Annotated in this window: 11 protein-coding genes and 2 pseudogenes; 9 read left to right on the top strand and 4 right to left on the bottom strand. The window is 58.9% G+C overall.

The window, feature by feature from the left end; genetic code table 11:
• Position 1: 1 nt before the first annotated feature.
• The 4 genes and pseudogenes from sctN to sctW form a co-directional block, all read right to left on the bottom strand.
• Positions 2-1,383, bottom strand: a pseudogene (sctN, locus tag AU509_RS12715) (type III secretion system ATPase SctN).
• Entirely contained in the window at positions 1,383-2,309 is a 927-nt protein-coding gene (locus tag AU509_RS12720; RefSeq protein ID WP_085653539.1) for an FHA domain-containing protein, read from the bottom strand. Before AU509_RS12720 ends, sctN begins: the two are co-directional and overlap by 1 nt.
• 15 nt (positions 2,310-2,324) lie before the next feature.
• Positions 2,325-4,433, bottom strand: coding sequence for a type III secretion system export apparatus subunit SctV (gene sctV / locus AU509_RS12725; RefSeq protein WP_085653540.1), 2,109 nt, complete (start codon positions 4,431-4,433; stop codon positions 2,325-2,327).
• Between the two features lie 4 nt (positions 4,434-4,437).
• Positions 4,438-5,479: pseudogene (gene sctW / locus AU509_RS19120) on the bottom strand (type III secretion system gatekeeper subunit SctW); the annotation flags it as partial.
• Positions 5,480-5,885: 406 nt separating this feature from the next.
• Here sctW and AU509_RS12735 point away from each other — a divergent pair.
• The 9 genes from AU509_RS12735 (at position 5,886) to sctL (ending at position 12,850) form a co-directional block, all read left to right on the top strand.
• Positions 5,886-6,431 carry an RNA polymerase sigma factor gene (locus AU509_RS12735; protein WP_085653542.1) on the top strand — a complete coding sequence of 182 codons (546 nt, stop codon included), beginning with the start codon at positions 5,886-5,888 and terminating at the stop codon, positions 6,429-6,431.
• Positions 6,432-6,583: 152 nt separating this feature from the next.
• Entirely contained in the window at positions 6,584-8,056 is a 1,473-nt protein-coding gene (locus AU509_RS12740; RefSeq protein ID WP_094118517.1) for a PAS domain-containing sensor histidine kinase, read from the top strand.
• A 56-nt stretch (positions 8,057-8,112) separates the two neighbouring features.
• Entirely contained in the window at positions 8,113-8,751 is a 639-nt protein-coding gene (locus AU509_RS12745; protein WP_085653544.1) for a response regulator transcription factor, read from the top strand.
• Positions 8,752-9,034: 283 nt separating this feature from the next.
• Positions 9,035-9,997, top strand: a complete 963-nt coding sequence (locus AU509_RS12750; RefSeq protein WP_085653545.1) for a sigma 54-interacting transcriptional regulator — start codon at positions 9,035-9,037, stop codon at positions 9,995-9,997.
• A 151-nt stretch (positions 9,998-10,148) separates the two neighbouring features.
• On the top strand, positions 10,149-10,352 hold the full coding sequence (locus AU509_RS12755; protein ID WP_085653549.1) for an ATP-dependent helicase HrpA: 204 nt from the start codon (positions 10,149-10,151) through the stop codon (positions 10,350-10,352).
• A gap of 84 nt (positions 10,353-10,436) precedes the next feature.
• Positions 10,437-10,805, top strand: coding sequence for an EscI/YscI/HrpB family type III secretion system inner rod protein (locus AU509_RS12760; RefSeq protein WP_094118518.1), 369 nt, complete (start codon positions 10,437-10,439; stop codon positions 10,803-10,805).
• A 10-nt stretch (positions 10,806-10,815) separates the two neighbouring features.
• On the top strand, positions 10,816-11,592 hold the full coding sequence (gene sctJ, locus AU509_RS12765; RefSeq protein ID WP_085653547.1) for a type III secretion system inner membrane ring lipoprotein SctJ: 777 nt from the start codon (positions 10,816-10,818) through the stop codon (positions 11,590-11,592).
• Between the two features lie 3 nt (positions 11,593-11,595).
• Positions 11,596-12,228 carry a serine kinase gene (locus AU509_RS12770; protein ID WP_176223481.1) on the top strand — a complete coding sequence of 211 codons (633 nt, stop codon included), beginning with the start codon at positions 11,596-11,598 and terminating at the stop codon, positions 12,226-12,228.
• A gap of 25 nt (positions 12,229-12,253) precedes the next feature.
• The gene (gene sctL, locus AU509_RS12775; protein ID WP_094118519.1) at positions 12,254-12,850 is read left to right on the top strand and encodes a type III secretion system stator protein SctL; all 597 of its coding nucleotides are present in this window, start codon (positions 12,254-12,256) and stop codon (positions 12,848-12,850) included.
• Positions 12,851-13,133 lie beyond the last annotated feature (283 nt).

Here is a 13,133-nt window from a genome sequence, read left to right on the forward strand (position 1 = left end):
ATTAGACGTTGGCATAGCGGCTGACCTCGTTGAGCCGAGCGGTAATTTCCGCGAAGGTCTGCGGTTCGCGCATCGGCTGTTGCAGGAAGGCGTTGATGTGCGCATGGGCGGTGACCGCCGCATCCGTCAGGGCATCGTGTCCCGGCTGGTATTCCCCGAGCCGAATCAGCATATCCACCTGCTGATAGGCGGCCATCAGCCGACGCAGCCCTCCGGCGTCGCTGAGGTGCGCGGTGGTCGCTACACTGCTCATGGTGCGGCTGAGACTCATCAAGACATCGATCGCGGGATAGTGATTACGCTCCGCCAACCGTCGTGATAACACGATGTGGCCGTCGATGAGCGATCTCACCTCATCCGCGACCGGATCGTTCATGGAGTCCTGTTCGATCAGCACCGAGTACAGCGCGGTGATCGCGCCCTGACGGGTTTGTCCGGCGCGCTCGACCAGCCGCGGCAGCAGGGTGTAAACCGACGGCGGCAAGCCGCCCCGGCCCTGAGGTTCGCCGAGCGCCAGCCCGATTTCACGCTGTGCGCGGGCAAAGCGGGTCAGCGAGTCGACGATCAGCAGCACCTGCTTGCCTTCGGCCCGGAAGGCTTCTGCAATCGCGGTGGCCGTGAAGGCGGCGCGAGCGCGCTCCATGCTGCTGCGATCCGAGGTCGAGCACACCAGCACGGTGCGTCGGCGCAGCGCATCGTCCAGTTCGTGGTCAAGAAATTCGCGCAGTTCGCGGCCGCGTTCGCCGATCAAACCGAAGACGATGACGTCGCAGGGCGTGTTGCGGGCCAGCTCGGCGAGCAGCGTGGTTTTACCGCAGCCTGCGCCGGCAAAAATCCCGACGCGCTGGCCGCGACCGATGGTCAGCAGACCGTCGATGGCGCGCAGTCCCGTCGGCAGCGGTTCGCTGATGCAAGGGCGCTCGGTCGGCGGCGGTGCATCGCCGATCACGGGAATGGGATGGGGACAATTCGTGCCGGGTTCGACGAACGCTGAATGACTCTCCGGCGTGAGCGGTCTGCCGAAACCGTCTAATACGCTGCCCAACAGATCGTCGGATACCTGTACGCAATGCGGCTGATAGAGCGGCGTCACTACCGCGCCTTGCGCGATGCCGTCCAGCGCTCCCAACGCCGAGAGAAACACGTGTTGCGGACTGAAGCCGACGACTTCGGCCAGCACCTGCGTCCGATCGTCACGTTCGATGCGGCACAAATCGCCGATTCGGGCCTGCGGCAGGTAGATTCCAGCAGGATGCCGCTGATCCCCGTAATGCGTCCCCGCAGCCGAACCGGCGCGTAGTCGGCCAGATGCCGCCGCTGCGCGGTCAGCCAGCGCTCTAGCAGCGGATAGCGCCCCGATTCGTCGATCGATAGCATTGCCATTACCAGTTCACCTTAATCTGCTGTTTGCCGTTGAACTCAATCTGATGGTTATCGATGCCAACCAGCCGAAGTCCCTCCACCTCGTCGCCGACGAACAGACGCCGACCGTCGGCTGTGACGATGTTGGCCTGTGCTCCACTGGTCACCTGAATGATGCGGAACGGCAATGTATCGCCCTTAACGCGGGTATGATTTTCGATTGGCTGAGTGACACGGTAACGTTGCTGAAACCGGACCAGCATCCGGTTAATCATCGGCAGCTGGTCCGCCGCCAGCGCGCCGCTGAGGATGATGCGATCCGGCTGCTGAACGACCTGCACGTTGCCCAAATCACGATCATTCAGCATCGTTTGCAGCGTAGCGGCGGATTGCGCCGGGGACGTTATCGGGATGCGCGTATCGGACGGCGGCGCTGACGGCATCGCGACGCTGTCCTGCATCAGCCAACTGCCGGTGAGCATCACCAATAGTCCGATGAGCAGCAGATAGCTGCATTTCGCCCATAGCGGCAGGCGGGCTTTGGGCTCAGCACTGGGCGTTTCGGCGGGGGCCTCGACCGGCGGCGTTGGCGGCGGCGCGTTCATTGGCTCCGGTAGGGGGATGGATGCGTTCACCTCCGCCTCCTCCTGCCACGGTGTCTCCGCGCTGACCACGCACAACCAGATGGCGCCCGCGGCGAACGGCGTTCCCGGCAACAGAGTGAGCGACGTCTCAACCGGATGGCCCTCGCTGTCGCTCACCGTGCCTTCCCGCGCGGAGAGGATCCAGGTCTCCCCCTGTTTTTCCAACAGACAGTGATCGTCGCGAATACCGGGGTCATACAGCACCATATCCGCATCGTCGGCGGCGCCGATATGACACGTGAGTCCGTTTAACGGCAGGGCGGCTCCCCGATGCAGCCCGGTCAGGACGCGCAGTTCAAACATGGTTCTTCTGCCTTCTTATGTATGAGCGGTGGCGGTCATATCATGCAGGTCGATACGGCCCACCACGTTGATAGACAGGTATGACTCCAGCTCGGTGAATGAAAGCACCGGCAGAGGGTGAAATTCGTCCTGTACCAGCGCACGAAGCGGGCTGCGTAAATCCTGCGCCACCAGCAGCAGGGACGACAGCGGCTCGGTCGGCGGAAAGCAGTCCCGCAATTGAGTCAGCAGCACGGCGGCATCGTGCTGCGCCAACGCGAAAAACGTGTCGTTCTGGGTTTGGCGCAGGGCGTCGCGCAGTAGCTCCTCCGTCTCTGGCGTCAATAACCAGACGGACAGGCAGTCGTCCCGGCTGTATTGGTGACAGATTTGCGCTTTTAATTGCAGACGAACGTAATCCGTCAGCGCGTTAACGTCGCGTTCATGCTGGCCGACCTCGATCAGCGCTTCCGCTATCGGGCGCACCGCGCGCAACGGTATACGTTCTCCAGCCAGCTTTTGCAGCACGCTGGCGAAACGGGAGAGCGGCATAATGCGCTGCAGCTCCTGCGCCAGTTCAGGCTGTTCGCTTTCGAGCCAGCCGAGAATGGACTTGGTCTCCTGCAAGCCGATGAATTGAGCCGCGCTCCGATGGATGGCGTTTTCCATCCGCGCCAGAATCAGCGCTTCTTCTGTCTGGCGAGCCAACGTTTCTTGTCGCAACAGGGGATGATCGGCGGGCAGCCACAACCAGTGCGCTTCATCGCGGGCGGGCTGGCCTGCGGACAACTCAGCATGATCAAAGGATTCCTGCGGCACGTCCTGACGAGCGACCGCCTGATGGGCTGTCCCGAAGGTGGCGCGCAGCAGGGGGATTTCATACACGCAGAATTGAAACTCGTCCTGTGCGATGTCCGGGGTGAATTCAATGTCGAACGAGGGCAGCGTAAAGCCGAACTGATACACCAGCCGATTGCGCAGCCGACGAATATCCTGCACCAGCAGCGCGGCATGCTGAGCGTTGCGGCACTCGGCGTGGAAACGCAGCAGGTAGGCGCGCGTGGGGTTGAAGCGGCGCAGATCCTGATAGCCGTTCTGCTCTGCCGGCAGGTTGTCCGCCGCCAGCGCATGGCATTCAGCCAGTCCGAGCTGCTTGACCCGCCACAGCTGAAACAGTCCGCTAGATAGGGAGAGCAGGCTGATGAGCAGGAAGACCATCGTCGGCATACCCGGCAGTAGCGCAAAGCCGAACATGCCGATGGCGGAGATAATCCAGGCCTTTGGCTGGCTAGTCAGCTGCTCGGCGATCTCGCGGCCGATATTGTTATCCACTTTTTGGCCGTCGGCGGAAACGCGCGTGATGATCATCCCGGCGGTCAGGGAGATCAACAGCGCCGGGATCTGCGCGATCAGGCCGTCGCCGATGGTCAGCACCGAGTAAACGTGCATGGCGTCGCCCGCCGCCATATGGTGCTGCATGACCCCAATGGCGAAGCCGCCGATCATGTTAATGAATACGATGACCAGACTGGCGATGGCGTCGCCTTTGACGAACTTCATCGCGCCGTCCATCGCCCCAAACAGCTGGCTTTCTTTGGTGAGATTTTCGCGCCGCTGGCGGGCCTGTTGAGCGTCAATCAACCCGGCGCGCAGGTCGCTGTCGATGGACATCTGTTTGCCCGGCATCGCATCCAGCGTAAAACGAGCCGCCACTTCGGCGACGCGTTCTGATCCTTTGGTGATCACCAGAAAGTTCACCACCGTCAGGATCAGGAAGATCACCAGACCGACCGCCAGATTGCCGCCCACTACAAAGTTGCCGAAGGCCTCTACCACGTGACCCGCATCCTGTTGCAGCAGAATCTGCCGGGTCGTCGAAATAGACAGGGCCAGCCGGAACATGGTGGTCAATAGCAGCACGGCGGGAAAGGTCGAAAAGGCCAATGGCTTGGGCAGATACATCGCCAGAACGATCAGCAGCGAAGAGATGCAGATGTTGAAGGCGATCAGCACGTCAATCAGCCCTGTCGGCAGAGGAATGATCATCATGAAGACGATGGCCATCACAATGACCGCGCCCACGATTTCTGAACGTTGCATCGCGCTGATGGCAATGCGATTGAGCCAGGCGATCAGCAAAGTCATTGGCTTACTCCTTGCGCGGCGCGGCGGCCTGTTCGGCCGCTTCTTGCCGGGACAGATCGCCGATCAGACCGCGGATGAGATGCAGCGCAGTGTGGCGATGTTTGCTATCCCGCCATAACGTCTGCGGCAGGGTGCCGACCAGCCGCAGCAGGCCGTTGAAAAACAGCAACTGGCGCTGTGCATGTTGTCCGGCGACTTCCCGCCCCAGATTGTGTAAATCGCGGACATAGGCCCCATTGGCGCTGAGGCCGATCAGCCGTCGCGTCAGTTCCACCGGGCCGAGCGTTGCGGCCGGGAAGCGATGGGCGTCTTGCTCCAGCAACTGCTGGCAGGACGACAGCGTATGGCTTAGCTGGCGCGCATCGTTGAGATGCTTCAACATCTGGCTCAGCGCGGTCTTCGAAATGGAGGAGGCCAGTGAGGCGATGTCGTCGGCGAGCGCCCGTTGCAGGGTGCGCAGACCGGCTGCGAAGTGCTGGGCGTCAAAGCGTTCCAACAGGCGTCCAGCAGGGAACTTGGCGACTGCTGATGAACGATGCGCTCGTAATAAAGCTCGCGCAGGATCTGTTTCTGCTGCGGATCGGTGCTAAACAGGGAGATCGCCGCGGCCGTATTCAGCCCGGCGCGCACCTCGGGACCTTTTTCCTGATGCAACCGTTCCAGATTGTCTCGTGCGGCCTGTTCTAGCCCAGGATCGCGCTGTTCCCGGGCCTGCGCCAGTACATGACGCAAGACGATATCGCCGCGCGCGGCATCTCCGCCCGCCGCCTGTATCAATGCCTCGACCGACGCTGGGGGCGTTTGCAGCATGAGCCCTGCATTCTCCGCACCTGTTGATCCAGCGTCGGTTGTCGGGGATTTTCCAGGAGCTGGAACAGCTCGGTCAGCTTCTCTATCCGCTCGATATTCGCTTCCATGCGGCTTTGCGTCTGGGTGATTTGCCGACGATTCAGCGATTTGCTCTTGCTTTCCATCTGTTCGCCGAAAGCGGCCGACACTTCCTCCATGCTGTCGTGAAGCGCTTTGTCATGAGAGCCTTCGGCGCTGGGGATTGGGCGGGTGAGGCGGTTGACGCCTGTTCGTCTGCGGGGCGCTCAGGGGTGTCGTCGCATTGGCAATCATCGATGAGAGAGGGGGGATGGCAACCATATTCTGTCCTGCCTGAATCCATCTTTTTATTAAAGGTATGCGGTTATGTGGCGTTAAGAGGAATCGGGTTCCCGCTCAGTGGCCTTATCGTTTTTTTATCCGTAAAAAGGCGGTCCAGCGATGACAGTTTGATTGCAATCGTTTGCATTTCAGTCGATTCACTTTGGCAAAACGTGGCACGAAAATGCCGTTTATGAAAATTTAAATAGAGTAAAAACAGTATATTGAGTCGGATTTGTTCGCTGGCATACGCCTTGCTATCTCCTTTGCGCCAATCACGGCAAACCCAAGGAGAACCAGCAAATGGAAACAATCGTATTGTCATCGGAAAAGGACTGCTCGTTTGAATCACATCCTGAGGCTGTAGACTGGGAGCTGGTCTTTCGGCAGCATGGCAAACGCCTGCAGAATTTCATTCGTAAACGCGTGGCCAACAAAGAGGATGTCGAAGACTTGCAGCAAATGACCTATCTGGAGGTGTTGAGAAATCGCGAAAAATTCGCCGGCGCATCGCGCCCGGAAACGTGGGTCTTCGGCATTGCGCTTAACCTTGTCCGCAACCACTACAAGCATGCAAAATCCCACGCTTGCGAAGTCAGCGAGGACGAATTGGCAACGCTTTCCTGCGACAGCGATCCCAGCCGAATCATCGAATGGGGCCACGCCCTGCATCGTGTGCTGGTGGCGAGTACGCATTTACCGGATGACACCCGCCGTATGTTGGTGATGCTGATTGACGCCGATGCCAGCTATCAGGATATTGCCGCACGATTAGGTATGCCGATCGGTACAGTGCGATCGCGCCTTTCCCGTGCCAGAGGCTTCCTCCGCCAGGCTGTCGACGCCTGAGCCTATCTTTGACCTCGCGGCAAAAGAGAACAACTTGTCATTCAGTTTGATTACCCGGTTACAGGTCATGTCGTCAGGAGATGACGGTAACTTCGTACTGCCCGTGGCGCCAGTCAGGGTCCGGGCAGGTCTGCGACAGCATGGAGATGGCTATGTTATACCCCCCAAGGTCCCCTCAATCCCTTCGTTCCGAGGAGGTCCCGCCGATGGAACTGGTCTCGTTCGCGTTCAGCCGCCTTAAAGACGCGATCTATATCGTCAATGAGCACAACCAGTTTTGTTATGCCAATGCCGAAGCCTGCCGGGTGTTGCATTACACCCCGCAGGAGTTCCAAACGCTGTACATCCGGGATATTGATCCTTGCAGAAGCGCGGAGTTGATTCGCCACAGCTGGCGCGATGAGCGCGGCTGGAAGCGTGGGCTCACGTTCGAAACTCAGCACAAAAGCCGATACGGCGCGATTATTCCGGTCGAAGTCAGCGTTAACCACTTCAAACACAAGGGCAAAAAATACAGCATGTGCGTGGTACGCGATATTCGGGAGCGCAAACAGATTGAACATATCGCCTATACGCGCGAACAGGAGTTCCGGGCGTTAGTCGAAAACACGCCGGATCTGATCATCCGATTTGGTCCGCAAATGACCTGCCAATATGCGAATCCGGCTACGCTGGCCCATCTGGGATTTACCGCCGATCAACTGCTCGGCCAACGGCTGACCGATCTTCTGCCCGACGCCCCCTGCGCGCAGCGCATTCAGCAGCTAGTGCAGCTGGTCATGGATACGCAGAGCAGCGTGGAAGGGGAACTGGAAGAGAGCACCCAGGACATCGGCGATAGACCGCGCGCGGTTCACCATATTCGCTGCGTGCCGGAATTCGGCCAGAACGGCCAGCTGTCCTCGATTCTCACCGTCGGCCGCGATATTTCCGCGATTCGTTATGCGGAGAAAAGGCTGGAGGAGTCCCACAGTCAGCTGCGGCTCCTGACGCGCCAGCGCGAGATTTCCCGTGAGGAGGAGCGCAAGCATATCGCCCGGGAGATCCATGATGAGCTGGGACAGCATCTCACCTCCATGCGCATCAGCCTGTCTTTGTTACGCATGCAGTTCGCCAAGGAAAACCCGTCGCTGCTAACGCCATTACAGAATCTGATGGCGCTATCCGATAAGACTATCCAGGTTGTGCGAGATGTGGCGACACGGCTGCGTCCGAACGTGCTGGATATGGGGTTAACGCCCGCACTGGAGTGGCTGCGGGATGACTTTGTCCGCCAATACGGCGTTCAGTGCCAGCTGCAGGCGCCGGAGCCAGACGTTGTGATGAACGACGAGTGCGCGACCGCCGCTTTTCGCGTGGTGCAGGAGTCGCTGACCAACATCGCTCGCCATGCCGACGCCAGCGAGGTCGTCATTGCGCTCGAAAACCGGGAGGGCCTGATTGTGCTGAGCGTGCAGGACGATGGCAACGGTTTCGACGCCCGGGAGCAAAAGCCCAACACGTTCGGCCTTATGGGCATGAAAGAACGCGGAAGAATGTTGGGCGGCGAAGTGACGATCACAAGCCAGCCCGGCGGCGGTACGTTAATCCGCATGACGTTCCCGCAGCGCGCCGTCGTGCGCTAAATCCGCACAGAAGGACAGTAGCGAAACTACGGTCATCATCTTGGGAGATACACCGAATGAAACTCATCCGATTAATGATCGCCGACGATCACGTCATCATGCGAGAGGGGTTAAAACAGATATTTGCGTTGGACGATACGTTGCAAGTGGTGGCGGAGGCGGGAAATGGAGCGCAGGTGATCACCACGCTGCGAGAGGTCGATATCGATCTGCTGCTGCTGGACATGAGTATGCCGGGCATTTGTGGCGAGGAGCTGATTATCCGGGTCTTGGCGCAGTACCCGAACCTGCCCATTCTGATTCTGAGCATGTACAGCGAACCGCAGATTGCGCGACGAGCGCTGAAAAGCGGCGCTCTGGGCTATATCACCAAAGACAAAGATCCGGAAGCGTTGCTGACCGCCATCCGCCGAGTCGCGCAGGGCGCGCGCTATATCGACCAAACCATTGCCGAGCAAATCGTCTTTGCGGACTATCTGACGGACGATTGCCCTTGCCACAGCGTGCTGACGGCGCGGGAACATCAGGTGATGGTCATGTTGGCGCAGGGAATGGGCGTGAATGCGATCGCGGAGGCGCTGGCGATCAGCAACAAAACGGTCAGCACCTATAAGTCGCGGCTAATGGAAAAAATGCAGTTTACGTCTAACGTCGATATCGTCAAATACGCCTTAAAACAACGGTTGATCCCGTAACGCAGTGCTGAATGTCCAGCCTAAAAATACCCACTCAAAACCTCCGGGTAAGGATTTTCCTACTTTTATATCCATTATTCTTACAGCAACTTCAGCAGTTGACTGATGGCTTCTGATAGCGATGGCGGTAATGCTTTAGCGTCTTCATCAAATAACCGTAAGTTATTACTTTTTTTTGTACGTTAACCGTTAAGAAACTGTAAGCATAATAATGAAGCCACGGGCTAAACCATTGACAGTGGTTGCCTAGATAAGGATAGCCCGCAAGGGTACAGGAGTTGTCATGAGCATCAGAAACCGTAGTGTATCGAGTCGACATCTTCCCTATATTGATTGTGAAACCTTTTTCGAAAGCCAGGAAGACGACATTCATGCCGGATTAGGCGCCTTAATCAGTGATATTGCTCCGCTGAATGTCGACATCATTCTTGAAGGGGAAACGGGGACGGGAAAAGATACGCTGGCGCGGCGTATTCATCAGCTCTCCGGGTGTTCCGGGCCGCTGGTGGCGGTCAACTGCGCCGCGGTCCCGGAAAGTCTGGCGGAAAGTGAACTGTTCGGCGTGGTGTCCGGCGCTTATACCGGCGCCCACCGCTCGCGCGCCGGCTACCTGGAAACCGCAGATAAAGGCATTCTGTTTCTCGATGAGATAGACAGTATGCCGTTGACGTTGCAGGCCAAGATGCTGCGTGTGCTCGAAAATCGCGGCATCGAGCGGCTCGGCAGTACCCAGTTCAAGCCCGTCGACATGCGGGTGATCGTCGCCACGCAGACGCCGCTGAACAGGCTGGTGGAAGAAGGGCGATTTCGTCGCGATCTCTATTTTCGTCTGGATACCGTTAAAATTCAGCTGCCTACGCTGCGCTCCCGCAGCGACATCATCCTACCCATGTTCCAGCGTTTTACGCGCGCCGCCGCCGAGAGGCTACAGCGCCCGTCGCCCGCTCTGTGCGCGGAGGTGCACGAGCGACTGCTGACCCATAGCTGGCCGGGCAACCTGCGCGAGCTTAAAGCCGCCGCCGAACGCTGGGTTCTGGGGCTGTCCCCGTTGGCGTCACACACCCAGGCTGAAACGGCCCCGACCCAGCTGAAACATCGGCTGCGGCGCATCGAAAAATTTCTGATCCAGGATGCATTGCGGCGTAACGGCCATTGCATTGACGACGTGGTGACAGAACTGGGGATCCCCAAACGCACTCTTTATCACCGTCTTAAGCTGCTAAACGTTCCGTCGCGGGGTTTTTGACGGGCGGTGGACAGGTTTGCGGCGAAAAAAGGGTGTTTATCCGGAACCGTTGACGGCTATCTCCTACTTAATGAATGAACACGATGACGGGATCGTCGTCATCCGGTTCATCACACTCTCAACGGACTTATATATCACTGGAGATAACACCATGTTTGGACTTTCAAATGCCGCATCCCTGGCCTCAATGCAGACGCTGGACAAAACCATGGCGGAAACCACGGCCATGACCACGGCGGCGCAGAGCCAGAAAATGAAAACGGATGCGATGAACTCCATCACCGACATGCAGATGGACTCTGCATCGAAAGCGATGAATGCCAGCACCAAAACAGCGAAGTCGATCCAGTTCTGATTGCAGGTGACAGACTGTCGAATGGCCGGGGGATTCCCCCGGTTTTTTATGGCTGGAATTTCATCGCTAAGAGGCAGGAACAGCATGAAAATTTCTCAGGTTTCAGGCGCGAGTCACGCGTTTTCGGGGTCGGGTGGACCCGACGCGACGACAGCGCCCGCAGCGGAAGATGTGTCATGGTTCAGCGCGGCGATCTCGCCGGGCGCGGCGGCGAATGAGCCGGGACAAGGCAACGCCGTCTGGATGGAGGCCTTGGCCGGTCGCTCCGGTCACCTCGACGGGCTACGGCAGAAAGCTGAACGACAGGTCGGCAAAAGCCTCCATAGCAACAATCCCAAGGATGTGATGGACGCCACGCGCACGCTGTCTTCGTTTTATCTCGAAAGTTTGCTGAACGCGAAAGTGGTGGCTAAAAGCGTACAAAGCCTTGAAAAACTCACCAACTTACAGTGAGGGTAGAGCAATGCGTCACGGTGTAATCAAACGCTGGCTTCCCTTGCTGCTGGTCTGGCTTCTGGCGGGATGCGGCGACCGCGTGGAGCTGTATCGCAACCTGTCGGAAAGCGACGCCAACGAGGTGATTGCCCAGCTCGGCAGTTATCACATTGATGCGGAGAAAAGTATCGATAAAACCGGCATTTCACTGCTGATAGACGCCAGTGATATCGAGCGCGCGGTGAATATTTTGAATGCCGCCGGGCTGCCGCGGCAGAGCAGAACCAATCTGGGTGAGGTCTTCCAGAAAACAGGCGTGATTTCAACGCCGTTGGAAGAGCGCGCCCGCTATATCTATGCGCTGTCGCAGGAGGTGGAGTCCACGCTCAACCAGATCGACGGCGTTCTGGTCGCCCGCGTTCATGTCGTGCTGCCAGAGCGCATTGCCCCCGGCGAGCCGATACAACCCGCTTCGGCGGCGGTGTTCATCAAACACCGGGCTGAATTGGATCCGGACAGCATCAGGCCGCGTATTCGGCGCATGGTCGCCAGCAGCATTCCGGGACTGAGCGGGAAAAGCGACAAAGAGCTGTCGATCGTTTTCTCGCTGGCCAAGCCCTATCACGACAGTGTCCCTACCGTCTCGGTGGGGCCGTTGACGCTGACGCCGCAGGGGGTCAATCACCTGCAGTGGGCCGGCTCGCTTCTGGCATTGGCGATAGCCGGAGGCGTGGGGGGACTGATGGCGAAACCGTGGTGGCGGCAGCAGCAAATGCGTAAAAAGCCGCCGACGCAGGGATCCTGACCGATGTCGCCCCTCACGGAGATGAGTCGGGAAGCGCAGCTCACATGGGCCCGCTGGTGGGCCTACGGTTGCGTTCTGGAGGCGGATCATAGCTGGCAGGTCGATGTCGCTCTGGCCGGCGGGCGAGCGGCGCTGGAAAGGCTGGCGCCCTTGCAACACCGGTTGTTGCGCGTGCGCTGGGGCCTGCCAGAGGGTCTGCCCGAGTTTCCCTCGGAGGCGTTATGGCAGTTGGTTACCTTGACGCCGCCTCAGCGCATTTGGGCGCTCGAACTGATTGCGGCGGTGTGCCGGTCGCCGGATCAAGCGCTGCCGTCGGAGCCGTCGCTATGGTGCCGTCGGCTGGCGAAAGCGCTGCGTCCGGGACTCTGGCTACCCGATAACCTGAATTTTACCGTACGCAGACAGAGCGACGCGCTCTGTCTGCTGCGCCATTGTTTATCCGCAGCCGCCTGGCCGCGCGTTCGACTGCTGTTTCCGCGTTCGTGGATCGCCGGTGTGGAGGTGGCGCCCGCCGTGGCGTTGCCCGCTAGTCGAGTGAATGTGCTGTGCGACGCTGCAATATGGAAAGCGCGCCTTTGCGCTGCGCCGGACGACGATGACGTCGGCGTGTTTGTGAGTCAGAGAAGAGAGTCATGAGTTTAATGGAAAAGAGGGAGTCAGGATGCTGACACGAAAACGATTGAAGCTGGTTACCGGTACGGAAACCATGGAAGACACGGTAATTAAAGCGGTCCGGTTACAGCAACATCACCGGGGACTTGAGGTGATTGAGACGGCCGAACGGCAGGCGAAAGATCTGCTGGCGGAAGCAGAGAGCCGGGCGCAGGAGGCGGCGGGGCGAACGGTTCGTCAGGCCGAAGCGCGTTTTCTGCGTCAGGCGGACGATATTCTGCGCGGATGGCAACAGGAGCGAGCGTTGATGGAAGCCTTTGTCGCCGAACAGGCGGGTCAGGTGCTGAGCGATGCGATGCGCCAGCTGGTGCAAGATATCCCGGACGAACAGCGCACTTCCGCATTGCTGCGTCAGCTGTTACGCAATCAGAGCGGAGAAGGCCGTGGCGTGCTTTATTGCCATCCTGAGCAGCAGCCGCAGGTGGCGGACTGGCTGAAAGAGCACGCGCACCTGGGCTGGCAGTTAGCCATCGACGACGTGCTGGGTGAAGATGAACTGCAACTGATGACGCCACAAGGCGTGATGAACCTCAGCTGGCGCCGCGCGGTGGAACAGCTGATCCCAGCGCCTGCTTCTACGCCTTAGCCGCCCCGAACGTCGCGTCATCTCCGATGGCGACGCTCCGCGTTTCACCTTCAGTCCGCCTGATCGGACTGAAGGAATGCCAATGCTTTAGGACCGGCGTTGACTCGACTTTCCCTCCTGATTGCTCGCCGCGAGTCCTCCTGAGTACGAACTTTCACTTTCCCCGGGAACCGCCGCCTGTGAACTGGCCACCTAAAAGGCAGGTTCAACAACTCACAGGGGTATTCATCATGTCTTCATCGGTGGGATTACAGCGTCGGCTGGATAACGCATTTGTAGATGC

The organism is Lonsdalea britannica (assembly GCF_002111595.1).
GTDB lineage: Bacteria > Pseudomonadota > Gammaproteobacteria > Enterobacterales > Enterobacteriaceae > Lonsdalea > Lonsdalea britannica.